The sequence below is a fragment of the Rhodovulum sp. P5 genome, from assembly GCF_002079305.1.
Classification (GTDB): Bacteria; Pseudomonadota; Alphaproteobacteria; order Rhodobacterales; family Rhodobacteraceae; genus Rhodovulum.
In genome coordinates this window covers 1,922,148-1,946,815 of the sequence record NZ_CP015039.1, presented here as the reverse complement: position 1 = coordinate 1,946,815, position 24,668 = coordinate 1,922,148, and the positions used below count along the sequence as shown (strand labels likewise).

Genomic DNA, 24,668 nt, shown 5'->3' with positions numbered 1-24,668 from the left:
GACCCCCCTCAGAAATAGGTGGCGACGGCAGCGTCAAGCGCGTCGCGCATATCCGGGTCGTCGGTGATCGGGCGGACAAGGGCCATGTGGCAGGCAGCGACGGGTTCGATCCCGCCCGCCATCAGTGATCCTGCATGGATCAGCATCCGCGTGGAAATCCCTTCGTCCAGCCCGTGGCCCTTCAGGTTCCGGGCGCGTTCGGCGATCGAGACCAGCTTGTCGGCATCCTTCGCATCGATACCGGATTCGTGCGATACGATTTCGACCTCGACCCCATGTTCGGGATAGTTGAAATCCAGTGCGCCAAAGCGTTGCTTGGTGGACTGTTTCAGGTCCTTCATCAGGCTCTGGTAGCCGGGGTTGTACGAGATCACGAGGTGAAAATCCTCGTGCGCGCGGAGCAATTCGCCCTTCTTCTCAAGGGGCAGAACGCGGCGATTGTCGGTCAGCGGGTGGATCACGACGGTCGTGTCCTGCCGGGCCTCGACAATTTCATCCAGGTAACAGATCGCGCCATTGCGCGCGGCAAAGGTCAGCGGCCCGTCCTGCCAGCGCGTGCCGTCCGCATCCAGAAGGAACCGGCCCACGATATCGCTGGCGGTCATGTCCTCGTTACAGGCCACGGTGACCAGCGGCTTGCCCAGCTTCCACGCCATGTGTTCGACGAAACGGGTCTTGCCGCATCCGGTGGGGCCCTTCAGCATCACCGGCATCTTCGCGGCATAGGCGGCTTCGAACAGGTCAACCTCGTCGGACACCGACCGGTAATAGGGTTCGTCCGTCACACGGTATTGCTCGATCATGTCTTTCATCGGTTCCCTCCCTGAACGATGGTGCCCGCCGGCCCAACGCGAGGCCGGCGGGAAAGGTTCATCACACGGGCGTGCCGCGATAGACGACCATGTTGGCGCCCTGGCTCTGGGTGTAGTTGTTGTACCCGATCAGGCGGACATGGTTGTCGGGGTTCGCCTCGTGGCAGGCCTTCAGCTCGGCCAGGATCGCGTCGACATCGGTTTCCCCGAACATCGGCAGCTTCCACATGTACCAGTAGTTGGACCGGGCGAATTGCGGTTCGGTGTGTTCGATGGCCGGGTTCCAGCCATGCTTGACGATCCACTCCACCTGCTTGCGGATCTGCTCGTCCGTCATTTCGGGCAGGTAGGAGAAGGTCTCCATCTTGCGGCTGGCCGGATCCGAAAGCCGCGACTTGTAGTCCTGAACGCTCATCGTGTTCTTCCTTTCCTTTGATCGTGGCGCGGCTTAGCGGTGCTGGGTGTCCAGCTTGTCCACGGTGTCGAACTCGAACTTGATCTCTTTCCAGGTCTCCATGGCGATCTTGAGTTCGGGGGAGTGCTGGGCGGCAGCGGTGAGGATTTCCTTGCCTTCCTTTTCCAGTTCGCGGCCCTCGTTGCGGGCCTGCACGCAGGCCTCCAGCGCCACACGGTTGGCAGCGGCGCCCGCCGCGTTGCCCCACGGGTGGCCCAGCGTACCGCCGCCGAATTGCAGCACCGAGTCGTTGCCGAAGATCGAGACCAGCGCCGGCATGTGCCAGACATGGATGCCGCCCGAGGCCACCGGGAAGACGCCCGGCATCGCGCCCCAGTCCTGGTCGAAGAAGATCCCGCGGTCGCGGTCTTCCTTGACATAGCGGTCGCGCAGCAGGTCGATCCAGCCCAGCGTCGCGGCGCGGTCGCCTTCCAGCTTGCCGACAACCGTGCCCGAATGCAGGTGGTCGCCGCCCAGCAGGCGCAGCAGTTTCGCCAGAACGCGGAAGTTGATGCCGTGGTTGGGGTTGCGGTCCATCACGGCGTGCATGGCGCGGTGAACGTGCAGCAGCAGGCCATTGTCGCGGCACCATTTCGACAGCGAGTTATGCGCCGCCCAGCCCAGCGTCAGGTAGTCCGACATGATGATCGGGGTGCCGATCTCTTTCGCGAATTCGGCGCGCTTGTAGACCTCTTCCATGGTGGGCGCGGTCACGTTCATGTAGTGACCCTTGCGCTCGCCAGTTTCGGCCTCGGATTTCTCGATGGCCTCCTGGCAGAACAGGAAGCGGTCGCGCCAGCGCATGAAGGGCTGCGAGTTGACGTTCTCGTCGTCTTTCGAGAAGTCGAGACCGCCGCGCAGCACCTCGTACACTGCCCGGCCGTAGTTCTTTGCCGACAGGCCCAGCTTCGGCTTGATGGTGCAGCCCAAAAGCGGACGGCCGTACTTGTCCATCTTGTCGCGTTCGACATTGATGCCGTGCGGCGGGCCAAAGCACGAGGTCACGAACCACAGCGGGAAGCGGACATCTTCCAGACGCAGCGAGCGGACGGCCTTGAAGCCGAACACGTTGCCAACGATCGAGGTGAAGACGTTGACGACCGAGCCTTCCTCGAACAGGTCCATCGGGTAGGCGATGAAGGCGTAGAAGGCATCGTCAGACCCCGGCACGTCCTCGATCGCGTAGGCCCGGCCCTTGTAGTAGTCCAGATCGGTCAGAAGGTCGGTCCACACCGTCGTCCACGTCCCGGTGGAGCTTTCGGCGGCCACGGCGGCAGCGGCTTCTTCGCGCGACACGCCCGGCTGCGGGATCACCTTGAACACGGCTAGAACGTCGCTCTCCTTGATGGAGTATTCGGGTTCCCAGTAGGTGGACCGGTATTCCTTCACACCGGCATCATATTTCTTGGCAGACATCTGTCCTCCTCCGCGGTTGATGCTGTCGTTGCCTCGATCACTCGAGTCGGGAGGACTATGGCCGCTTGATGTCATATACAAAACTGAATAGTTTTTATCGGAAGAATAGGTAATAGGTTATTCATGCCGGCCAGTCTCCGCCAGCTTCGCGTCTTCCTTTCCGTGGCGCGCCACGAAAGCTACACCCGTGCGGCCGAGGAATTGCACCTGACGCAACCCGCGGTGTTTTCGCAGGTCAAGCAGCTGGAGGAACGGCTGGGTCATCCCCTGTTCGAACGGATCGGCAAGCGGATGTTCCTGACCGAGGCGGGCAAGGTCACGGTGGACGGCGCGCGAGAGGCGCTGGACGCGGTGGAGCGGATGCATATGCGCCTGGCCGACATGAAGGGGCTGAGGCAGGGCAAGCTGCGAATCGCCATCGTGTCGACCGCGCAGTATTTCCTGCCCCGGCTGCTGGGAAGCTTCTGCGACGCCAATCCGGGGATCGAGGTGGCGCTGATGGTCACCAACCGCCAGACCGTTCTGGAACGGCTTTCACAGAACGAGGATGACCTTTGTATCCTGGGCACCGTGCCCGGTGGGCTGGATGTCGTGGCGACGGTCATTGCCGACAATCCGCTGGTGATCCTGGCCCGCCATGACCATCCGCTGGTGGGCGAGCGCAACATTCCCCCCGAACGCGTCGCCCGCGAACCCTTCATCCTGCGAGAGCCGGGGTCGGGCACGCGGCTGGCGGCGGAACGCTTTTTCAAGGCGCGCGGGCTGTCCCTTCCGATGCGGATGGAACTGGGGTCGAACGAGGCGATCAAACAGGCGGTGATCGGCGGGTTGGGGCTTGCGGCGCTGTCCCGCGATACGCTTGCACTGGAGGGGCAGTTGGGCGTGCTGAAGACGCTGGATGTTGCGGGCTTCCCGCTTCTGCGCCAGTGGCAGGTGGCCTATCCCCGCGGCAAGCACCTGTCCGTGGTGGCAGAGGCGTTCATGGATCACCTCGTCGCCAATGGGCAGGCCGCGGTCGAGGCCGGGTCGGGGCCCTTGCCCGGCCCGGCCGTTGGTGAGTGAGGCCCTAGCTGCGGGCGGCGCTGACGCAGTCGGCAATCGTTTGCGCAAGGCCGGTCAGCAGGGCGTCATAAAGATCGGGCCCGTAGGTCAGCGTTGACCCAGACGGGTCGAGTTCCCGCCCGACGCGCACGCCCGTGCCCTCGACGATGGAGGCGACAAGCGCGGGGTCGTGCTGAGCCTCGGGAAACAGGCAGACCGCGTGGTCGTGCTTCAACTCGGCGCGCAACGCTTTCATCCGCGCGGCCCCCGGATCCGCAGCATCGCCCAGCGCGATGGCCCCCGCGACGTTCAGGCCGAAATGATCGGCGAAATAGGCATAGGCGTTATGGAACACGACAATAGGCGCATCGCCGACGCCGTCGAGGATATGCCGAACCTCGGTTTCCGTCGCGGCGATGCTTTCGGCGGCGGCGGCGGCGTTGGCGCGATAGGTTTCGGCGTTTTCCGGGTCGGCAACCTCCAGCGCCCCGGCGATCCGGTCGACCCAGTGCCGCGCGTTTGCGGGATCGAGCCAGGCATGGGGATCGATCCCTTCATGCATGTGGTCGTGATCGTCGCCGTCTTTGGCCATGTCGGCAGGGGCATCGTCGTGGGTTTCGTGGGTGTGGGCATCCTCTTCGTCGAACATGCGCCGATGGGTGCCCGCCGTCTCGATCAGTTCGACGCTTTCGCCGGACAGACCGACGCCCTGGATCGCGCGTTCCAGCCACGGCGTCAGTTCCGGGCCGATCCAGAACACCAGATCGGCCTCCGACAGGGCGCGGGCTTGCGAGGGTTTCAACTGGAAATGATGCGGGTCGGCGCCCTGGTCCAGAAGAATGCCCGGCGTGGCCAGATCGCCCATGACCGCCGCGGCCAGCGCATGCACCGGCGGAATGTCGGTCATCACGGCGGGCGGGGCGGCTAGGGCAGGCGAGGCCAGCAGGGAGAGGGCGAAGGCGCGCAGGATTGTCATGGGGTTCTCCGTCAAAAGGCGGTTGCATCGGGATGCCGGGAATGAATATGTTATAAGATAACAAGTCAAGGGGAAGACGATGACTTCCGAACCCGCCCCCGCCTTTTCGGCCCATGACCACGCCCGCTGCCGCGCGGCATCGCTTGCCCGGGCCGAGGAACTGGCCCGCGAACGCGGCCTGCGGCTGACGCCGGTTCGCCGCCGCACGCTTGAGATCTTGCTGGAGGCGCATCGGGCGCTTGGCGCCTATGACGTGCTGGACCGTCTGGCCGAGGACGGGTTCGCGCGGCAGCCACCCGTGGCCTATCGCGCGCTCGATTTCCTGGTCGACCACGGGTTGGCCCATCGGGTACGGCGCCTGAACGCTTTTACTGCCTGCATGTATCCGGGCAAGGCGCATGTGCCGATCTTCCTGATCTGCGATAGCTGCGGGGCCGTGGCCGAAGCCCCCGGGGCCGACGTGGCAAGCGCGCTGGAGCAGGCCGCAGCGGGCATGGATTTCCGGGTAGACCGCATGAATGTGGAGGCCGTCGGCCTTTGCCCGATCTGCCGCGAGGCCGGGCTATGACGCTGGTCGCGGCGCGCGGGCTGGAGATCCGCTATGGCGGTGTGGTGGCCCTGCGCAAACTGGATTTCACCATCGACAGCGGGGAAATCGTGACGGTGATCGGGCCGAACGGGTCGGGGAAATCCTCGCTCGTCCGGGCGCTTTTGGGGGTTGTTCGGCCCGCGGCGGGGCAGATCACGCGCCGCGCCGGGCTGCGCATCGGCTATGTCCCGCAGAAACTGGCCGTGGATGACCGCATGCCGCTGACGGTGCGGCGGTTCCTGTCTTTGCCCGACCGGCGGTCATTCGCGGATGTCAGGGCGATGCTGGCCCATGTCGGTGCAGATGGGCTGGAAGACCGGCAGATGACGGCGCTGTCCGGCGGGCAGTTCCAGCGTGTGCTTCTGGCCCGCGCGCTGCTGTCGGACCCGGATCTTCTGATCCTTGACGAGGCGACACAAGGGCTGGACCAGCCCGGCACCGCTGCGTTTTACCAGTTGATCGCGGATGTGCGGCAGGAAACCGGGGCCGCCATCCTGATGGTCAGCCACGACCTGCATGTGGTGATGAGCGCGTCGGACCGCGTGGTCTGCCTCAACGGGCATGTCTGCTGCGAAGGCCAGCCCCATGTGGTGACCGCGGCGCCCGAATACCGGGCGCTGTTCGGCCATGGCACCCACGGGACCATGGCGCTGTACCGGCATGAACACGACCATGGGCATGACGGATGCGACCACGATCACGGCGAAGCGGAGGTGGCCGATGCTGGATGATTTCCTTGTCCGCGCCGCGCTGGCGGGGCTGGCCGTGGCACTTGCCGCCGGGCCCCTTGGCGCCTTTGTCGTCTGGCGGCGCATGGCCTATTTCGGAGAGGCGACCTCGCACGCGGCGATCCTTGGCGTGGCGCTGGCGCTGGGGTTTTCGCTGTCGATCTTCGCTGGGACGCTGGTGGCGGCCTTGGCGATGGCGCTGCTGGTCACGCAACTGTCGGGCCGGGGCATGGCGATGGACACCGCGCTGGGCGTTCTGGCCCATGGGGCGCTGGCCTTCGGTCTTGTCGCGGTGTCCTTCCTGCACGGGGTCCGGGTGGACCTGTCGGCCTATCTGTTCGGCGACATCCTTGCGGTCAGTCGCGCTGACCTTGCCGCCATCGCCTTGGGCGCGCTGGGTGTCGTTGGGCTTTTGCTTTGGCGTTGGAACGCGCTGGTGACGGTCACGGTCAGCGAGGAACTGGCGACGGCCTCGGGGCTTGACCCCGCGCGGGAGCGGTTGGTGCTGACCGTGGCGTTGGCGCTGGTCGTCGCCGTCGCGATTCAGGTCGTCGGTGCGCTGTTGATTGTCGCCATGCTGATCATCCCGGCCGCCGCCGCCCGCCCGCTGGCCCGCTCACCGGAGGCAATGGCCCTGCTGGCCAGCCTGTTGGCCAGTGCGGCGGTTCTGGGCGGGCTGGGCCTGTCCCTTCTTCAGGATACGCCGGCGGGGCCCAGTATCGTGGTGGCGGCAGCGGTGCTGTTCGCGGTCAGCCTGGCGGTGCCGCGGCGGGGTTGACGCGCCGCGAACCCGCGCCCGGTTCTGTTGCGACGGCAGGTAAGAAACGCACGGCGGTCATGCTGCTGTGCCGCGGGCCTCATTCCCGGGCCCGCAGAACCCGTGCGGGCCGCGCTGCCAGTGGCCGCCAAGCAAAGGCCAGCCCGGACAGCAGGGTGGCCAGCGCGCCGCCGGTAACGATGGCCAGGGCCGATACGGGTTCGAACTCATACCCGCCCATCATCACGAACTCCATCACCGCCCAGCCGGCCACCCCGCCCGCAACGATCGCCACCGCCCCGGCCGCGGCCCCCAAAAGGGCGGATCGCAGCGCGAAATACGCCAGCACCTGCCCACGGACGGCGCCAACGGTTTTCAGAACGGCAGCCTCATACACCCGCGCCCGTTCCCCCGCGGCGGCGGCCCCGATCAGCACGATCAGCCCCGTGACCAGCGTGGCAGAGGCGCCATAGGTGATCGCCGCGGCTAGCGAGGACAGGACCTCCGACACCCGGTCGATGGCGTCGCGTATACGGATCGCCGTGATATTGGGATAGCTGCTGGCCAGATCGCGCAGGATCGCGGCCTCGGCCTCCGGTTCGGCATAGATCGTGGCGATGTGGGTATGGGGGGCCCCCTGCAGCGCACCGGGATTCATCGACATCACGAAACCGATCCCGGCGGTGGAAAAATCGACGTCCCGAAAGCTTGTGACCGTGGCGGTGATGTCGCGGCCAAGGATGTTGACGGTGACCGTGTCGCCCAGTTTCAGCCCGATCTCCTCGGCCTCTTCGTCGGAAAAGCTCATTTGCGGTGGGCCGTCATAGTCCTTTGGCCACCATGCGCCGCCATTGATGATGGTGCCGGCGGGCGGTTCGGCGGCGTAGGTCAGACCCCGGTCGCCGCGGATCACCCAATGATCGCCCGCGACCTCCTTTGCCGGTTGGCCGTTGATCCGGGTGATCACGCCACGCAGCATCGGGGCGGTTTCGACCCGGCTGACACCGGGGTCGGATGTCAGCCGGTCCATCACGCCGTCAAGCTGGTGGCCCTGAATGTCCACGATGAAATAGGACGGCGCGACCTCGGGCAATTCCTGCCGGATGGAGTCGCGCAGATTGTAGTCGATCTGCCCCACCGCGGCGAGGATCGACAGGCCCAGCCCCAGTGAAAGGACGACCGATCCGGTCTCTGCCCCCGGGCCCCCGACCGCGCCCAGGGCCAGACGCAGCGCCGTGCGCCCCCGGACCACCCGGGCCCGGGCCAGCCGGCGGGAGACGAGCCGCAAGCCCGCCGCGGCCAGCAGCAGCAGCCCAAGCGCCGCCACGATCCCGACGGCCATCCAGAGTGCCAATTTGGCGACGCCGGAAAACCACGCCGCCACCCCGATCAGCACGGCCGCGAGCATTGCCGTCGCGATGACATAGCGGCGATGGGGCCAGGCGCGGGTGCGGCCCGAGGCATCGCGGAACAGTGCCGCGGCGCGTACCTCTTCCGTCCGGGCCAGCGGCCAGAGCGTGAACAGAAAGGCCGTCAGCGCGCCGTAAAGCGCCGCCTCGGCCAGAGGCCGGCCATAGACCGCGATCTCGGCCTGCACGGGCAGTTTCGCTTGGATCAGCGGCGCGAAGGCCAGTGGCGCCACGGCGCCGAGGGTCAGGCCCAACGCAATCCCAAGGACCGCGAGCGCCCCGATCTGGAGCAGGTAGGCCCAGAGGATCGTGCGCCCCTCGGCCCCCAGCGTTTTCAGGATCGCGATGACCTCTGTCTTGCCGTCGATATAGGCGCGCACGGCGGCCGACACGCCCACCCCGCCAACCGCAAGCCCCGCGAGGCCAACGAGCACCAGGAACGACGCCATCCGGTCCACGAAACGGGTCAGCCCCGGCGCCCCGTTGCGGGCATCGCGCCAGCGCATGCCGTGATCGGCAAAGCGGCGGTCGGCCTCCCGTTCCAGCGCGGCCATGTCGGCGCCGGGTGGCAGGGCCAGCCGGTATTTCGTGTCGAACAGCGTGCCGGGCTGCAACAGGCCCGACCCGTCCAGCGCTTCTGTCCGCAGGATCAGCCGCGGGCCCAGTCCAAAGCCATCGCCCGCGCCGTCCGGTTCGCGCGTCAGGACGGCCGACAGGGTGTAATCTCCGGTGCCAAGGCGGAAAGCATCGCCCGGTTTCAGGCCCAAACGGTCGGCCAGCACGCGCTCCATCACCGCGCCGTTGCCCGCCAGCGCCTCATCCAGCGGGATGTCGGGGGCAAGCGCCACCTGACCGTAGAGCGGATAGGCGCTGTCCACGCCCTTGACCTGTGTCAGGCCGCGTTCGGTTTCCCCGTCCCGCTCCACCACCAACATGGAACGGAAATCCACGATCTCTGACACCTCGGTCGCGATCAGCTCCATCCATGCGCGTTCGTCCGGTTCGGCGTAGCGGTAGGTAAAGGACATCTCCGCGTCGCCGCCCAGGAGCACTGCGCCCTCACGCTTCAGCCCGTCCTGAATACTTTCGCGGACCGACCCCACCGCGGCAATCGCGGCCACGCCAAGCGCCAGACAGGACAGGAAGACGTAGAAGCCCCGCAGCCCCCCGCGCAGTTCCCGCCGTGCGATGCGGGCGGCGACGGTCAGGCTCATTCCGCGGCCCTCCGCACGTCTTCCCCTGAAATGCGACCGTCCGACAGGCGCACCACCCGGTCGCATCGGGCGGCCAGGTCGGGGGCGTGGGTGACCAGCACCAGAGTCGCCCCGTGCCGGTCGCGCAGTCCGAACAGCAAGTCCATGATCGCGGCGCCGTTGGCCCCGTCGAGGTTCCCCGTGGGCTCATCGGCCAGCAGGATATGCGGGCGCGGGGCAGCAGCCCGGGCCAGGGCGACCCGCTGCTGTTCACCCCCCGACATCTGGCTGGGATAGTGGCCGATCCGCGCCCCAAGGCCCACGGCGCGCAACTCTTCCTCTGCCTGGTCGAAGGCGTCCTTGTGCCCCGCCAACTCCAGCGGCGTTGCGACATTTTCAAGCGCCGTCATCGTCGGGATCAGGTGGAAAGACTGGAAGACCACGCCCATATGCTCCCTGCGGAACCGGGCAAGCTGGTCCTCGTTCATCGCGGTCAGATCCTGCCCAAGGGCCGTGACCTGACCGGCGCTGGCACGTTCCAGCCCGCCCATCAGCATGAGGAGAGACGACTTGCCCGACCCCGATGGACCGATCAACCCGAGTGTTTCGCCCCTGGACACCGACAGGCTGATGCCGTGCAGGATTTCCACCGGTCCGGCATTGCCGGCAAGTGTCAGCGTCACGTCGGACAGCGAAAGGATCGGGTCAGTCATGGGGGGCCTTTCCGGTCTGGTCGTTGGGCTTGCATATGGTGCACGGGCCACGGCCCGCAAGTTCACGATTGCCTGTGCACTGCTCCTTGGCGCGGGCGCGGCCCTGGCCGACCCGGTCACAATCGCGGCGCTGGGCGACAGCCTGACCCAAGGCTACGGCCTGCCGCAGGAGGACGGGTTCGTGCCGCAACTGGAACGCTGGTTGCAGGCGAATGGCGCGGATGTGCGCGTGCTGAACGCGGGCGTGTCGGGTGATACGACGGCGGGGGGCCTGTCGCGTGTCGGCTGGACCCTGACGCCCGAGGTCGATGCGCTGATCGTGGCGCTGGGCGGCAATGACCTGCTGCGGGGGATCGACCCCGCGGCCTCCCGCGCGAATCTCGACGGGATCCTGCAGGCCGCGCAGGCCGCGGATGTTGCGGTGCTGTTGATCGGCATGCAGGCGCCGGGCAATTACGGGCCCGATTACAAGGCGGCATTCGATGCGATGTACCCAGAGCTGGCCGCGACCTACGATACACTCTACCTCGAAAGCTTTTTCCAGGGGCTGACGGATATCTCCGACCGGCCTTCGGCGATGCGCACCTATATGCAGGACGATGGCATTCACCCCTCCGCAGCCGGGGTAGAGGTGATCGTCGACGGGATGGGCCCCACCGTTCTGCAGCTTGTCGAACGCGCAAAGGGCCCCTGATCGCCGCAGGGTTGAAAGGTGTCTGGTTCGAACGGGTTGACCGGTCTACCCTCGCCCCGACAGGACAGGGAACAGGTCATGACCGATCAGCAAGACGCGCACCGCGATACCGCGGCCGAACATATGGTGACCTCGATCCCCACTGCGCGGCCCGACCTGCCGGCGGCCTGGGTGATCGCGGATCTGAGCGGGCAAAGCTTCCTCTGTGCCGATACGGTCTTTGTCACGGACGACGACGAGCGCCTGATCGGGATCGTCCGCATCAACGATCTGTTCGGCAGCGGCGGACGCACCATCGGCGAGATGATGGAGCCGGAGCACGAGGCGGTGACGCCCGAGGCTGACCAAGAGGAGATCGCCACATTGGCGATCCGGCTGAACATGATCGCCGTGCCCGTGGTCGATGGCGATGGCCGCCTGATCGGCGCGGTCCCGCCCGAGGCGCTGTTCCGCATCCTGCGCGATGAGCATATGGAGGATTTGCAGCGCCTTGCCGGGATCGCCGCCCATGACGACGGCCCCGGTGCCGCGCTGGATGCCCCGGTGCGAGAGCGGATCACGCGGCGTCTTCCATGGCTCATATTCGGGCTCGCGGCCTCCACGGTCGTCACGCTGGTCATGGTCGGCTTTGAGGAGGCGCTGGCGGCCAATGTCTCGGTCGCGTTCTTCGTCCCGGCGCTGGTCTACATTGCCGGGGCCATCGGGACGCAGGCGGTTTCTGTGTCGGTCCGCGGGCTGTCCACAAGCGATGTCTCGATCCGCGACCTGTTGCGCGACGAAATGGTGATCGGCGGCGCGATCGGGTTGGCGCTGGGCGGAATCGCAGGCCTGGGCGTGTTGGTCGTGTTCGGCGATGGGCTGCTGGCGCTGGCCGTCGGGCTGGCCGTGCTGGCTGGTGGTGCCGTGTCGTCGGTGGTGGGTTTTGCGTTGCCGTGGCTGTTCGACCGGCTGGGATCAGATCCGGCGATGGGCAGCGGCCCGGTCTGCACGGTCATTCAGGACGCCGCCAGCCTGATCATCTATTTCGTGATGGTCAGCCTGCTGATCCTGTAGCGCGCCGGACCTTTCGGCCCGGCGCCAAACGTCAGGGGGTTACTGCCCGACCCAGTCGAAGAAACCTTCGCCGGCCTGTTCGCGCAGTTTCTTGCCAAGGGCCCAGCCCATTTCGGCGGCATCCTCGATCGGCGCGCGATCTTCGCCCTTGATGCTTTCGCTGCCGTCGGGGCGCAGAATCTCGCCGCGCAGCCAGATATTGCCACCCTCATGCTGGGCAAGGCCCCCGATGGGCGTTTCGCAAGATCCATCCAGCGCGCCGAGGAAAGCACGTTCCGCCGCCATCTGCTCGCCGGTTTCCTTGTGGTGCAGGGCTTCCAGCAGGTGGACGGCCAGCGGGTCGTCCTTGCGCCGCTCGATCCCGATCGCGCCCTGGGCAACCGCGGGCAGCATTTCTTCGGGTTCGATGGCCGATTGCGCGATTTCCTGCATCCCCAGGCGGTTGAGGCCCGCCATGGCAAGGAATGTTGCCTCGGCCACGCCGTCTTCCAGCTTTTTCAGGCGGGTCTGTACGTTGCCCCGGAATTCCACGACCTTCAGGTCGGGGCGATAGTTCAACAGTTGCGCCCGGCGGCGCAGGGAGGATGTGCCGACAACCGCCCCCTCGGCAAGCTCCTTGATCCCCTTGAACTTGGGCGAGATGAACGCGTCGCGATAATCTTCGCGCGGCAGGAAGGTGTCCAGAATCAGCCCCTCTGGCTGTTCCACCGCCATGTCCTTGGTCGAGTGCACGGCGATATCGATCCGGCCCTCGATCATGGCCTCCTCGATTTCCTTCGTGAACAGGCCCTTGCCGCCGATCTCTTTCAAGGCGCGGTCCAGCACGCGGTCAGCGATGGTCTGGATGACCACGATTTCGAACGCATCCTCGGGCAGATCGAAGGCTTTCATCAGCAATTCGCGCGTCTGATGGGCCTGCGCCAGCGCCAGCGGTGACCCGCGGGTGCCGATCTTGAGGGGTGAAGCGGGGGAAGGAAGTGTGATAGCCATGCGCCAAACCTCTAATCGCGTCACGTCGTCCTGACAACTCGGCCCGTCTTGACATGCTGACGCAAGCAGGGGACGACAGGCCGCACCAATAAACGGGGATGACGATGGCGGAAACCAAAAAACTGCTGAGGGCGCTTGCGGGTGAAACTCTGGATGTGCCCCCGGTCTGGCTGATGCGGCAAGCAGGCCGTTACCTGCCCGAATACCGGGCGACGCGGGCCGAGGCGGGCGACTTCCTGTCGCTGTGCTATAATTCGGACCTGGCCGCCGAGGTGACGCTTCAGCCGATCCGCCGCTACGGGTTCGACGCCGCGATTCTTTTTGCCGACATCCTTCTTCTGCCGCAGGCGCTTGGGGCAGAGTTGTGGTTCGAGACGGGCGAAGGTCCGCGCATGTCCACCATCACCGGGCCCGACGGGCTGAAGGCGCTGAAGGGCAAGGACGACATCCACGACCACATGGCGCCGGTCTATGAAACCGTGCGCATCCTGTCCCGCGAACTGCCGTCCGAGACCACGCTGATCGGCTTTGCTGGCGCGCCCTGGACGGTGGCGACCTACATGATCGCCGGCCGCGGCACCAAGGATCAGGCCCCGGCGCACGCGCTGAAGGCCGAGGACACCGCCACGTTTGAGGCGCTGATCGACCTGTTGACCGACGCCACCATCGAATACCTGTCCAAGCAGGTCGAGGCCGGGGCCGAGGTCATCAAGATCTTCGACAGCTGGGCCGGGTCGCTGAAGGGTGAGGATTTCGACAAATACGCGATGGCCCCGGCCAAGCGGATCATCGACGAGCTGAAATCCCGCCATCCGGGCCTGCCCTGCATCGCCTTCCCGCGCGAAGCGGGCGAGAAATATATCGGCTTCGCCAAGGCCACCGGCGCCGATTGCGTCGCGCTCGACAACTCCGTCGATGCGGACTGGGCGGCGGCCAATGTGCAGGTCGATGGCTGCGTGCAGGGCAACATGGCGCCCGGCCTGATGGTCACCGGCGGGCAAGAGTTGATCGATGAGACCAAGCGGATCAAGGAAGCCTTCTCGAAAGGCCCCCATATTTTCAACCTCGGCCACGGCATCACGCCCGAGGCCGACCCCGAGAATGTGACGATCATGCTGGAGGCGCTGCGGGGCTAAGGCAGCCAGCCGCAAGGCGCCGCGACGCACATCGTTCAGAAAAGAAAAGGGCGCCGGAATGGTTCCGGCGCCCTTCGTGCATCCGATGATGGCAGATCAGTTCCAGAAGCCTTCGTCGACATTCTGCTTCTGCTCCAGCTGCTCTTCGGTCAGCCGCGTCACCAACGCGTATTTCATGTCGTCCACTGCGACGAGGTTCAGGTCGCTGACCGAGATCATCACGTGCTTGTCCGCGATGTCGAGAAAGCCGCCGACCTCGCCGACAACGCCGATCATCTGGCCGTCATGCGACAGGACCACGTCCTCGATCTCGCCGATGACCTTCCAGTCATCGTGGACCTTGTCGAACATGCCCGCCGGGTTCCAGCCGCCTTCGGTCGTGTCAGCCGTCGTGTAGATCTTGCCGCCGGTGATGTCGCGCGTGCGGATCAGGCCGTCGGCCTGCTGCATCGCACCAGAGGTCTGGCCGACCTCCATCGACGAGCCGGTCTTCATGCCCGCGCCAGTGTTTTCGGCCAGTGCGCCGGTCGCGGCAAGCGTCAGGGCAGTCACGGTTGCTGTCATCAGTTTCATGAGCGATTTCCTCCTTTGTTGTTCGCTTCATGTCCACAACCGAACCACCCACCCCAAGGTTCCGGGGTGGATTGGTAAATTTTTTCAAATGCTTGCCTTGAAAAGCTGTTCGATAGTCCCCACGCGCGGGTTACGGCCAGCTTGCCAGCGGCGGCATGCTCATCAGGATGGCGTCGGGGTCGTGGCCCGTTGCCAGACCGAACTTGATGCCGCGGTCGTAGAGCAGGTTGAACTCGGCATAGAGGCCGCGCTGGGCGAAAAGCGTTGCGCGGTCGTCGTCGGTCCATGCCTCGTCCCGGCGGCGTTCGGTGATCGGCAGGAAGGCCGGCAGGAAGGCACGGCCGACGTCCCGGACAAAGGCGAAATCCGTGTCCCAGTCGCCGGTATTGTGGTCGTCGAAAAAGATGCCGCCGACGCCCCGCGCCCGGCCGCGATGGGGAACAAAGAAATACTCGTCCGCCCAGGCCTTGAAGCGGGGGTAATAGCTGGTGTCGTGCCGGTCGCAATGGGTCTTCAGCACCGCATGGAAATCGGCGGTGTCCTCGTCCCGCGGCAGGCAGGGGTTAAGATCGGTGCCGCCCCCGAACCACCAGCCATGGGGTGTCCAGAACATCCGCGTGTTCAGATGCACTGCGGGCGTGTGGGGGTTTTGCATATGCGCCACAAGGCTGACGCCCGAGGCCCAGAAGCGCGGGTCTTCGGCCAGGCCGGGCATGTCCTTGCGCGCCATCATCGCCGATTGCGCCTGAGGGTTCAGCCGCCCGTGTACGGTCGAGATGTTGACGCCCACCTTTTCGAACACCCGGCCGCCGCGCATCACGCTCATCACGCCGCCGCCGGCGTCAGAACCGTCCTCGCTCTTGCGGCGGGTCTCGGTCACCTCGAACCGGCCGGCGGGCTGATCGGCGAAGGGGCCGGTTGTCTGACTGTCTTCAAGCGCCTCGAAGGCGGCCACGATTTCGTCACGCAAGGTCTGAAACCAGGCCGAAGCCTGTGCCTTGCGATCATCGAACATTTCGGTCATCGCGCATCTCCCATGTCCCAACACCGGCCTAGCAGCTTTCGACGGCCTCTGCCACCATGCGGCCATGCCCCAAAGGGAACAGGACACCGCGCGCGTTGGGAGACCCGCCATGCGAACCGCCGCCCTGCTGACGCTTCTGCTGCTTGCGGCCTGCGCTTCCCCGCGGGCGGCGTGCGAGCGGGACGCCACGCGCGATGTGCGCGTGCTGGACGATCTGATCGCCGAGACCGAGCGCACGCTGGCGCGGGGCTATGGGGTCGAGCGCGAACCCTATCGGCGGATGCGGGTCAATTTCTGCTATGGTGGACAATGGGGCGACCGCAACCGGGTGGGCCTGTCGTTCTGCACGGCACCCGAAACCGCCTGGCGCGACCGCCCCGTCGCCGTGGACCTGACGGCAGAGCGGGCCAGGCTGCGCCAGTTGAAGGCGTCCCGGCACGATCTGGGTCGGACGGCGCTGCGCAAGCTGGAGGTTTGCCGGGCCCGCTATCCCGAGGGGTAGGGCAGGGGCCCCCTGCAACGAAAAAGGCCCGCATCGCAATGCGGGCCTTCGTGTATCCGGAGGGCGGGAGCAGCCCGCCCCGATGGGCCTACTTGCGCGACATCGGCCCGTCTTCGATGATCTCGTTGTCGCAATGCATCTCAAGCCACATCGCGTTGACCACGGCCAGAAGGGCGGCGAGGGGAAGCCCGAGGATCCAGGCGAAATACCACATGTCTCAGGTCCTTTCTCAGTAGACGCTGTCGGAGTTGTCGAGGACATCCTCGGCCGTGACCTTGCCCCACAGCACCTTGTAGACCCAGGCGGTGTAGGCAAGGATCAGTGGCACGAAGATCACCGCCGAGACCAGCATCACGAACAGCGTCAGGTGCGAGGACGAACTGTCCCAGACCGTCAGCGACGAATTCGGATCGATGCTGGAGGGCAGGATGAACGGGAACATCGTCAGACCCACGGCCGAGATGATGCCGGTGATCGACAGTTTCGAGGCGATCATGGTCCAGCCCTCGGCCCCCGACCGGAAGCCGAGCCATGCCAGCGCCGCGCCGCCAAAGGCCAGCGCCGGGGCGATCACGATCCACGGACGGTCGGCATAGGCCGTCATCCACGACCCGCCGTTCTGCCCGCCCTTGACGACCTCGCTCAGCAGCGGGTTGGACGGACCGTCGGTCGCGACCTCGCCCACGAAGTGATAGCCGTCGATGCCCACGGCCAGCCAGAAACCCGCCAGTGCGAAGGTCACGATCGTGGCCAGTGCCGCATAGCCACCGAACACGCGGGCGCGGTCGTTGACGATGCCCTCGGTCTTCAGCACCAGCCAGGCCGCGCCGTGCATCACCAGCATCGATACCGACACCAGACCGGCAAGGATGGCGTAGGGGTTCAGAAGGCCGAAGAAGCTGCCCTCGTAGATCGAGTGCAAGTCTTCTGTCAGGCGGAAGGGCACACCCTGAAGGACATTGCCGACCGCCACGCCGAAGACCAGCGCCGGGACGAACCCGCCGATGAAAAGGCCCCAGTCCCACGCGGCGCGCCAGCGTTCGTCTTCACGCTTGGAGCGGTACTTGAAGCCCACGGGCCGCAGGATCAGCGCCGCGAGGATCAGGAACATCGCAAGGTAGAAGCCCGAGAAGCTGACCGCGTAAAGCGGGGGCCAAGCCGCGAAGATGGCGCCGCCGCCAAGGATGAACCATACTTGGTTGCCCTCCCAGACGGGACCCACGGTGTTGATCGCGACGCGCCGTTCCAGGTCGGTCTTGGCGACGAAGGGCAGAAGGGCGCCCACGCCAAGGTCGAACCCGTCGGTCAGGGCAAAGCCGATCAGAAGGACGCCAAGCAGCAGCCACCAGATCACGCGCAGCAGTTCGAAGTCGATAAGTTCATGCAGGATCATGTGTCTTACTCCGCCGGTTGGATGCTGCTGCCGCGGCCCGACAGGCGGTCGCTATGCCGCTTGGTCCAGGCATCGGTTTCGGAGACGTCCATGAACGGCCCCTTGCGGATGTATTTCAGCATCAGCCCCATCTCGATGATGAAGAGGATCGAGTAGAAGGTGACGAAGCCCGCCAGCGTCAGCCCGACCTGTGTCACGCTTAGATGGCTGACCGACAGCGCCGTCGGCAGGACACCATCCACCGTCCAGGGTTGCCGTCCGAACTCGGCCACGAACCAGCCCATTTCGGCCGCGATCCACGGCGTCGGGATGGCCACCACCGCCAGCCACAGCGACCAGCGCGGGAACTGCATACGGTAGAAGTTGGCGCGGACGAAGAAGAAGATCATCACGCCGATGAAGGCAAAGCCAAGGCCCACCATGATGCGGAACGCCCAGAACAGCGGGAACACACCGGGGATCGTGTCGCTGGCCGCCTGTTCGATCTGCGCTTCCGTCGCGGTGCGCGGGTCGTCGACATAGCGTTTCAGAAGGAAGGCGAAGCCCAGATCTTCGCTGTGGTCTTCAAACTGCGCCATGGTTTCGGGCGAGGCATCGCCCTTGGCCGCGCGGATGTCCATCAGGGCGTCATAGGCGATCAGGCCATTGCGCACGCGGTCTTCGGCTTCGTCCACCAGATCGTTGATGCCCGACATTTCCTCGGTCAGCGACCGTGTGCCGATCAGGCCCATGGCAATGGGAATCTGCACCGCGTACTTGGTTTCACGCTCTTCCCGGTCGGGCACGCCGAACAGGTTGAAGGGGGCCGGGGCCTCATGGGTTTCCCACATGCCCTCGATCGCGGCGAGCTTCATCTTCTGGGTATGGGTGGCCGAGTAGCCGGATTCGTCGCCCAGAATGACCACCGAAAACGCCGCGGCCAGACCGAAACTGGCGGCCACCGCGATGGAGCGGCGGGCGAGTTCCGTGTGACGGCCCTGCAGCAGATACCACGCCGACACGCCCAGCACGAAGACCGAGGCGGTGACATAGCCCGCAGAGACGGTATGCACGAACTTGGCCTGCGCCACTTCGTTGAACATCACGTCGAAGAAAGAGGTCATCTCCATACGCATCGAGACGGGGTTGAATTCGGCCCCCACGGGGTGCTGCATCCAGCCATTGGCGATCAGGATCCACAGTGCCGAGAAGTTCGAACCGATGGCGACAAGCCATGTGACGATCGCGTGCATCGGCTTCGACATCTTGTCCCAGCCGAAGAACATGAGCCCGACAAAGGTCGCCTCCAGGAAGAAGGCCATCAGCCCCTCGATCGCGAGCGGCGCGCCGAAGATGTCACCGACATAGTGGCTGTAATAGGACCAGTTCATCCCGAACTGGAATTCCATCGTGATCCCCGTGGCGACCCCGAGGACGAAGTTGATCCCGAAAAGCGTAGCCCAGAATTTCGTCATCTGGCGCCAGATCGGGCGGTTGGTCATCACATAGACCGTCTCCATGATCGCCACGATGATCGACAGACCAAGCGTGAGCGGCACGAAGAGGAAGTGATACATTGCTGTCATGGCAAACTGGAGCCGGGACAGCTCGACAATGTCGAGTTCCATTTGGCGAGGCCTCCTTGTGGCCGTTACCCCGTATACATCCCTAATATGCACCGAAGCGCCGCCAGGGTGGTTAATGGCGGGCGCAGCATATTAGATTAGTTCTAGTTACACCTTTTGGGGCGGACTTTGACCTATGTCAAATGATGTATTCAAAATACATCTTCATGTCATCCGAATCATTCGGTCCGACCAGTCCTGCTCGGCGCGGCGGTGGGATGCGGTCAGGATTGCCGCATCGGGCAGTATGTCGCGAATCCCCTTCAGGACCCTGTCTGCCGTGTCCCGGTCCAGCCCCTCGGTCGGTTCGTCCAGCAACAAGAGCCTGGGGCGGCGCATAAGCGCCCGGGCAACCGCAAGCCGGCGCTGTTCGCCGCCCGACAGGCCCGCGCCGTTTTCGGACAGGCGGGCATGAAGCCCACCGCGCCCGGCGACCGTTGCGGTCAGGGCCACGGCTTCCAGCGCCTCAAGCGCGGCGGCCTCGTCAAGATCGGGATCGGCCAGGGCCAGCATGTCGAAAAAGCTCTGGCCCAGAAGCACGCTGCGCTGGGGCAGATAGGTCATCTCGCTCCGAAGCTGGGTGTCGCTGAGCGTTCCGATCGGGCGCCCTGCGATCCGGATGGTGCCGGCCTCGGGACGGATCAGCCCGGCGGCAAGCGCGAGGATCGTCGACTTTCCGCGCCCCGACGCCCCAGCGAGCGCGACGGTCTCCCCCGCGGCGACGCTGAGCGCGAAACCATCAACGACGGGGTTTTCGGCGCCGGGGTGGCGATACCGGATCCCGTCCATGTCTAGGGCGGGCAGGTGCGGTTGTGGGGCCGGGCCAGCCGGTGAGGCAGGTGCGGGACCGTCCTCCGGCAAAAGGCGTTGCACCCGGCGCGCAGCGTCCAGCATCCGGCCAAGGTCAGCCAGACCGCGCCGCAGCGGCTGCACCGTTTCCGCAAGGGCGAGCGTGACGAAGAACCCAAGCGCGGCCTGCGCGGGCGTGATGTCGCCCCGGGCCGCCAGCGCCCCGCCGAGCCAGAGCGCGGTTCCCGCCGACAGCGTCGTGGTCAGCGACAGGGCCAGCCCCGCGCGCCGTTCCAGCCGGTCGACGGCATCCAGATTGTCCCGCATGCGCATTTCTGCGCTTTGCACGGTCTCGGTCTGGTCGGGCAGACGGCCATAGACCACAAGGTCGTCGCGCGCACGCAGCATGTCGATGATCCGGATGCGGAAGGCCTGCAGCGCCTTTTCCGCGCGGCGCGAGGGGGAAAGCGCATGGCGCCCGGTCCAGGCCAGAACCACACTGACGCCGAAGGTGAAACTCAGCACGATCCAGAGCGCGAGGATCAGATCGGTCAGCCACCAGAGCAGGGCGAAGGTGCCGACATAGACCACCGCTGCCGACACCGCAGGGATGAACAGGCGCAGCGCAATGCCATCGAGCGCATCGACATCGGCCACAAGCCGGTTCATCGTCTCGGCCCCGCGCAGCCGGGCCAGCGTCTGGAACGGAAGCCCCAGCACGCCGCGCAGAAGGCTGATACGGATGTCGGTCAGGCTTTTCAGCGTCGCATCATGGGTCAGAAGCCGTTCGCCATACCGTGCCGCCGTCCGGCCAAGTGCCAGAAACCGCACCGCGGCCGAGGGCTGGAAGACGTTGAAGGCCTTGCCCAGCCCCATCAGGCCTGCGGCACCGGCCGCTGTGATGAACCAGCCCGACAGGCCCAGAAGGGCGACGCCGGCCGCAACCACCGTAACGGCAAGGATCGTGCCCCGGAGCAGGGAAGCCCGCTGTGCCCGCCAGATCAGGCGAAGAACCCGAAGGATGTCCCTCATGCGGTGTCCTCCTCGGCACTGTCGGCTTCCATGCTGATCTGCCGGTCCATCGTGCTGGCAAGCTTGGGGTCATGGGTGGCCACGATCAGCGCGACCCCGCCGGCGACAAGGCCAAGCAGACCCTCGGTCACCATCGCGGCGGTCTCCTCGTCCAGATCGGCGGTCGGTTCGTCGGCGAGCAGCAGGTCGGGATGGGCATGGGCGGCACGCGCCACGATCAGGCGCCGGGCCTCTCCGCCTGAAACCCCCATGCCGGTCTCGCCCAGCCTTGTGTTCAGTCCTCGGGGCAGGGTGGCGACCACCCCATCGGCCGCGGCCAGTTCCAGCGCGGCATCCAGCGGCAGCGAATGGCCGGGCCGCACCGCCAGGGTCAGGTTCTTGCGCAGACTGCCCGAGACGAAGCGCGGCTGCTGCGGCAGCCAGCCAAGGCGGGCCCGCCACGCATCGGCATTGCTTGCATCCAGAACCGTGTCACCCAACCGGATTTCGCCTTCGGCGGGCACCGCCATACCCGCGATCAGGCGCAAAAGAGACGATTTGCCGATGCCGCTTGGCCCGGTGATCGCCAGCGTTTCGCCGGGGTTGAGGTCGAAGTCCGGAAACCGGATCAACCGCCCGCCCGGAGGCCGATAGGCCAGCCCGCGCACCGACAGGCTGGCCGTCGTGTCGATGGGTTGCGCGCTTGCGCCGAGGCCAAGGAATCCCGTCTCGGGCTTGGCCTCCAGCTCCGCGATCTCGCGGGCCACGGCCGTGGCGTCGGCCTTGTCATGCCAGGCGGCGGCCAGATCGCGCAGCGGCTGAAAATAGTCGGGCGCGAGCAGCAGCAGGAATACCCCCTCGGCCACGGTCAGCGGCGTGGCCCATGCCCCGAAGCTCAGCTCTCCGAGCAGCGAGAAACCGACATAGACAGCCACCATGGCCACGCCGATGGCCGCGAAAAGCTCCAGCACGGTGGAGGACAGGAAGGCGACGCGCAGAACCTCCATCGTGCGGGCGCGCAGACGGTCGGCGGCGTCGCGGAAGGTTGCCGTCGTGCGGTCGGAGGCATCGAGAAGGCGGATATCGACCAGCGCCGTCAGCCGTTCCAGCAGCAGCACATTCATGTTCGACAGCTCTTCCATCTGCCGTTCGCTGGCCTTCTTCGCGGCGATGCCGACCAGGGCCATGAAGACGGGGATCAGCGGTCCCGCAACCAGCAACACAAGCCCCACGGCCCACGAGAAGTAAAAGGCCACCGCGAGGAATACGAGCGGCACGACCTGAGAGCGGCGGCGCGCCGGGGCATAGCGTGTCAGAAACGGGGTCAGCGCCGCCAGCTTTTCCGCCGCAAGCGTCGCGGTCTTGGCGGCTGGCGGGCGCGAGGGGTCATCGGTGGCACGGCGGGATTCGCGGGTCAGAAGCTTTGCCCGTTCCATCGCCAGCACGGTGTCGGCGGCGCGAAACGCCATGCCGCCGGCAAGGCTGTCCAATGCGGCCCGGCTGGCCCCGATGATGATGAAGATGACCGCGTAGATCGCGAAATGTCCCGGATGCGTCTCGGGGGCCAGCATGTCGCCGATGGCAAGCGCCACCGCACCGGCCTGAATCAGCCATAAAAGGGAGGATGCGGCGGCAATTGCGCCCGCACGTTCCAGCGTGCTCATGACCGGGGCTGTCATCAGGGCCAGCCGCCCGGCGGCGGGATCCTTCGTCTTCGCGCGTTTCCGAGTCACACCTCGCCCCGTCTTCCCTGTCCGATGCCGCCCCTCTTCGCCGCAGTGATGGGGGCTTGCCTGATCAATAACAGGCTCTATGCTGTTTAGAACCCGTATGTGGCATAGATCATTATCCGCGACGGTTGGAAAAGAGAACCACCGAATGCGCCTGACCACACGCACCAACATTGCGATGCGCGCGCTCATGTACTGTGCTGTCAATGGTGATCGGATGGTCCGCAAGGCGGATATCGCGTCGGCCTGCAACACGTCCGAAAACCACATGGCGCAGGTGATCAACACGCTGTCGCATCACGGTTTCGTCCAAACGACGCGCGGGCGCAATGGCGGGCTGACGCTGAACCGCAAGCCCGAGGAGATCACCGTGGGCGAGGTCTTCCGGCATCTGGAATCGGGCGTTCCCTTCGCGGAATGTTTTGACCCGGAAACCAATACCTGTCCGATTTCCTGCTGTTGCCTTCTGAAGGAAGCGATTCACAAGGCGCTCGATCAGTTCTACGCGACACTTGACGCGATCACGCTGGCCGATCTCGTGGTCGGAAACCAGTCGCTGGAAGAGGCGCTTTCGCTTGTGCCACAATAACGGCCTAGGGTACCGTCTGCACTGACCGAGACCGGACATTGAATGTCGGAGGGTGCGCTTGACTGGACCCAGCCCCGTGGACGACCCAGACGGATTTCTCAGAAGTCTCTTCGATCTTGCCGTGCGGGCAGCGGACCCGATGCGGGCAGTGCCCGACGCCTTGCCCGAAAAGCCCGCCGGTCGCATTGTCGTTGTCGGGGCGGGAAAGGCCTCTGCGCGCATGGCCGAAGCGGTCGAGGCGTCGTGGGGCCCTGTTGAGGGGCTGGTCATCACCCGCTACGGCTATGCCCGGCCGACCCAAGGCATCGAAATCGTTCAGGCGGCACATCCGGTGCCGGATGCGGCGGGCGCCCGAGCGACCCGGCGGATGCTTGAATTGCTGGACAGCCTTGGCGAAGACGATTTCGTTCTGGCGTTGATCTCCGGTGGCGGCTCTGCCCTTCTGATTCAGCCCGCGGGCGACATCACCCTTGCTGAAAAACAGGCGGTCACGTCGGAATTGCTGGCCTCGGGGGCGCCGATCACCCGGATGAACATGCTGCGCAAGCATCTCAGCCGGGTCAAGGGCGGCCAGCTTGCCGGTGCCGCATGGCCGGCCCGGATGCTGACCCTGATGATCTCCGACGTGCCGGGGGACGACCCGGCCTTCATCGCCTCTGGCCCGACGGTCGGCGACATGTCTTCGCCCGCGGATGCGCGCGACATTCTGAAACGCTGGGGGATTTCGGCACCGGCCTCGGTTGACCGGGTCCTGTCGGGCCCGACAGGTGTCTTGCCACCCGACTCCGAAAGACTGAGCCGTGTCGAGAACCGGGTGATTGCCGCCCCCGCGCAGTCGCTGGAGGCCGCGGCCGAGCAGGCGCTGTCGAATGGCTGTCAGGTCGAGATGTTGGGGGACGCACTGGAAGGCGAGGCGCGCGAACTGGCGGTGGCCCATGCCCGGCTGGCGCTTGACCGGCAGGCGGCGCTGGGCGCGGGCGAGGCCCCGCTGGTGCTGTTGTCCGGTGGCGAATGCACGGTTACCCACGGCAATGGCGGGGTGGGCGGGCCCAACGCGGAATACGCGCTTGCGATGGCCTGTGCGCTGCAAGGGGTCCCCGGCATCCACGCGATTGCCTGCGATACCGATGGCGTGGACGGCGCCGCGGAAGTCGCCGGCGCGGTTGTCGGGCCCGACACGCTCGCCCGCGCCGCGGCGCTTGAGGTCGATCCCGGGCGCGCGCTTGATCGCAACGACAGCCACAGCTTTTTCGCAGCCCTCGGTGATCAGGTCGTGCCGGGCCCGACCCTGACCAATGTCAACGATTTCCGCGCGATCCTGGTTTTCCCCCGGGCCTGACCGCATATGCGCCCTGAATTCCGCCCGATTCTTGTGCGCATGCTTTGAATAGTGCGTTTCCTGCCCAGTTGTGCCTTGAACCCGGGCCCGACCCGCGTGAATGATGCGTGAAACTGTTCAGTTAGTTCCGATGGCCGAGACCTCCCAGAACCT

General features: G+C 65.7%; 24 protein-coding genes. 10 read left to right on the top strand and 14 right to left on the bottom strand.

Annotation, left to right across the window (positions count from 1 at the left end):
- Positions 1-8 precede the first annotated feature (8 nt).
- From RGUI_RS09440 to RGUI_RS09430, 3 genes are all read right to left on the bottom strand, one after another.
- Entirely contained in the window at positions 9-812 is an 804-nt protein-coding gene (locus RGUI_RS09440; protein WP_081532824.1) for a CbbQ/NirQ/NorQ/GpvN family protein, read from the bottom strand.
- Positions 813-873: 61 nt separating this feature from the next.
- Positions 874-1,227, bottom strand: coding sequence for a ribulose bisphosphate carboxylase small subunit (locus RGUI_RS09435; RefSeq protein ID WP_081532823.1), 354 nt, complete (start codon positions 1,225-1,227; stop codon positions 874-876).
- 33 nt (positions 1,228-1,260) lie between these two features.
- The gene (locus tag RGUI_RS09430) at positions 1,261-2,682 is read right to left on the bottom strand and encodes a form I ribulose bisphosphate carboxylase large subunit (RefSeq protein ID WP_081532822.1); all 1,422 of its coding nucleotides are present in this window, start codon (positions 2,680-2,682) and stop codon (positions 1,261-1,263) included.
- A gap of 123 nt (positions 2,683-2,805) precedes the next feature.
- Here RGUI_RS09430 and RGUI_RS09425 point away from each other — a divergent pair, with 123 nt between their 5' ends.
- Entirely contained in the window at positions 2,806-3,744 is a 939-nt protein-coding gene (locus RGUI_RS09425; protein ID WP_081532821.1) for a LysR family transcriptional regulator, read from the top strand.
- Between the two features lie 4 nt (positions 3,745-3,748).
- On the opposite strand, the gene RGUI_RS09420 is transcribed toward RGUI_RS09425, so the two are convergent.
- Complete coding sequence (locus RGUI_RS09420; RefSeq protein ID WP_081532820.1) at positions 3,749-4,699, bottom strand: zinc ABC transporter substrate-binding protein; 951 nt, start codon at positions 4,697-4,699, stop codon at positions 3,749-3,751.
- A gap of 79 nt (positions 4,700-4,778) precedes the next feature.
- Between RGUI_RS09420 and RGUI_RS09415 the strand changes: the two genes are divergently transcribed.
- Genes RGUI_RS09415 through RGUI_RS09405 form a run of 3 tightly spaced genes read left to right on the top strand, consistent with a single transcriptional unit; the run spans position 4,779 to position 6,794 of the window.
- Positions 4,779-5,267, top strand: coding sequence for a Fur family transcriptional regulator (locus tag RGUI_RS09415; protein ID WP_081532819.1), 489 nt, complete (start codon positions 4,779-4,781; stop codon positions 5,265-5,267).
- Entirely contained in the window at positions 5,264-6,019 is a 756-nt protein-coding gene (locus RGUI_RS09410; RefSeq protein WP_081532818.1) for a metal ABC transporter ATP-binding protein, read from the top strand. Before RGUI_RS09415 ends, RGUI_RS09410 begins: the two co-directional genes overlap by 4 nt.
- Complete coding sequence (locus RGUI_RS09405; RefSeq protein ID WP_081532817.1) at positions 6,009-6,794, top strand: metal ABC transporter permease; 786 nt, start codon at positions 6,009-6,011, stop codon at positions 6,792-6,794. The genes RGUI_RS09410 and RGUI_RS09405 overlap by 11 nt, the downstream gene beginning before the upstream one ends.
- Before the next feature lie 79 nt (positions 6,795-6,873).
- On the opposite strand, the gene RGUI_RS09400 is transcribed toward RGUI_RS09405, so the two are convergent.
- Both RGUI_RS09400 and RGUI_RS09395 read right to left on the bottom strand, forming a co-directional pair.
- Positions 6,874-9,396 carry an ABC transporter permease gene (locus tag RGUI_RS09400; protein WP_081532816.1) on the bottom strand — a complete coding sequence of 841 codons (2,523 nt, stop codon included), beginning with the start codon at positions 9,394-9,396 and terminating at the stop codon, positions 6,874-6,876.
- Positions 9,393-10,088 (bottom strand): ABC transporter ATP-binding protein, encoded by a 696-nt coding sequence (locus RGUI_RS09395; RefSeq protein ID WP_081532815.1) that lies wholly within the window; start codon positions 10,086-10,088, stop codon positions 9,393-9,395. Before RGUI_RS09395 ends, RGUI_RS09400 begins: the two co-directional genes overlap by 4 nt.
- Here RGUI_RS09395 and RGUI_RS09390 point away from each other — a divergent pair.
- Both RGUI_RS09390 and RGUI_RS09385 read left to right on the top strand, forming a co-directional pair.
- Positions 10,087-10,782: an arylesterase gene (locus tag RGUI_RS09390; RefSeq protein WP_081532814.1), complete on the top strand. Its 696-nt coding sequence runs from the start codon at positions 10,087-10,089 to the stop codon at positions 10,780-10,782. The two genes, RGUI_RS09395 and RGUI_RS09390, sit on opposite strands and share 2 nt — an antisense overlap.
- A gap of 78 nt (positions 10,783-10,860) precedes the next feature.
- Complete coding sequence (locus tag RGUI_RS09385) at positions 10,861-11,835, top strand: magnesium transporter (RefSeq protein ID WP_081532813.1); 975 nt, start codon at positions 10,861-10,863, stop codon at positions 11,833-11,835.
- 39 nt (positions 11,836-11,874) lie between these two features.
- Here RGUI_RS09385 and hemC read toward each other — a convergent pair whose 3' ends face one another.
- Positions 11,875-12,825 (bottom strand): hydroxymethylbilane synthase, encoded by a 951-nt coding sequence (gene hemC / locus RGUI_RS09380; RefSeq protein ID WP_081532812.1) that lies wholly within the window; start codon positions 12,823-12,825, stop codon positions 11,875-11,877.
- Positions 12,826-12,929: 104 nt separating this feature from the next.
- Here hemC and hemE point away from each other — a divergent pair, with 104 nt between their 5' ends.
- Positions 12,930-13,961 (top strand): uroporphyrinogen decarboxylase, encoded by a 1,032-nt coding sequence (gene hemE, locus RGUI_RS09375; protein ID WP_081536040.1) that lies wholly within the window; start codon positions 12,930-12,932, stop codon positions 13,959-13,961.
- 96 nt (positions 13,962-14,057) lie between these two features.
- Here the strand turns inward: hemE and RGUI_RS09370 are convergent, their stop codons facing one another.
- Positions 14,058-14,534 (bottom strand): PRC-barrel domain-containing protein, encoded by a 477-nt coding sequence (locus tag RGUI_RS09370; protein WP_081532811.1) that lies wholly within the window; start codon positions 14,532-14,534, stop codon positions 14,058-14,060.
- A 130-nt stretch (positions 14,535-14,664) separates the two neighbouring features.
- Entirely contained in the window at positions 14,665-15,558 is an 894-nt protein-coding gene (gene hemF / locus RGUI_RS09365; protein WP_081532810.1) for an oxygen-dependent coproporphyrinogen oxidase, read from the bottom strand.
- A 109-nt stretch (positions 15,559-15,667) separates the two neighbouring features.
- On the opposite strand from hemF, the gene RGUI_RS09360 reads away from it, so the two are divergent.
- Complete coding sequence (locus tag RGUI_RS09360; RefSeq protein WP_081532809.1) at positions 15,668-16,060, top strand: hypothetical protein; 393 nt, start codon at positions 15,668-15,670, stop codon at positions 16,058-16,060.
- Between the two features lie 88 nt (positions 16,061-16,148).
- On the opposite strand, the gene cydX is transcribed toward RGUI_RS09360, so the two are convergent.
- The 5 genes from cydX to cydD form a co-directional block, all read right to left on the bottom strand.
- Positions 16,149-16,274: a cytochrome bd-I oxidase subunit CydX gene (gene cydX, locus RGUI_RS09355; RefSeq protein ID WP_081532808.1), complete on the bottom strand. Its 126-nt coding sequence runs from the start codon at positions 16,272-16,274 to the stop codon at positions 16,149-16,151.
- Between the two features lie 15 nt (positions 16,275-16,289).
- Entirely contained in the window at positions 16,290-17,453 is a 1,164-nt protein-coding gene (gene cydB / locus RGUI_RS09350; RefSeq protein WP_081532807.1) for a cytochrome d ubiquinol oxidase subunit II, read from the bottom strand.
- A gap of 5 nt (positions 17,454-17,458) precedes the next feature.
- The gene (locus RGUI_RS09345) at positions 17,459-19,060 is read right to left on the bottom strand and encodes a cytochrome ubiquinol oxidase subunit I (protein WP_081532806.1); all 1,602 of its coding nucleotides are present in this window, start codon (positions 19,058-19,060) and stop codon (positions 17,459-17,461) included.
- 162 nt (positions 19,061-19,222) lie between these two features.
- A complete protein-coding gene (locus RGUI_RS09340; RefSeq protein WP_081532805.1) occupies positions 19,223-20,878 on the bottom strand; it encodes an amino acid ABC transporter ATP-binding/permease protein in 1,656 nt (551 codons plus the stop codon).
- Positions 20,875-22,521, bottom strand: coding sequence for a thiol reductant ABC exporter subunit CydD (gene cydD, locus RGUI_RS09335; RefSeq protein WP_253799075.1), 1,647 nt, complete (start codon positions 22,519-22,521; stop codon positions 20,875-20,877). The genes RGUI_RS09340 and cydD overlap by 4 nt, the downstream gene beginning before the upstream one ends.
- A gap of 214 nt (positions 22,522-22,735) precedes the next feature.
- Here cydD and RGUI_RS09330 point away from each other — a divergent pair, with 214 nt between their 5' ends.
- Positions 22,736-23,176 carry an Rrf2 family transcriptional regulator gene (locus RGUI_RS09330; RefSeq protein WP_081532804.1) on the top strand — a complete coding sequence of 147 codons (441 nt, stop codon included), beginning with the start codon at positions 22,736-22,738 and terminating at the stop codon, positions 23,174-23,176.
- Positions 23,177-23,234: 58 nt separating this feature from the next.
- Positions 23,235-24,515: a glycerate kinase gene (locus RGUI_RS09325; protein WP_256387884.1), complete on the top strand. Its 1,281-nt coding sequence runs from the start codon at positions 23,235-23,237 to the stop codon at positions 24,513-24,515.
- The last annotated feature ends 153 nt before the right edge of the window (positions 24,516-24,668 follow it).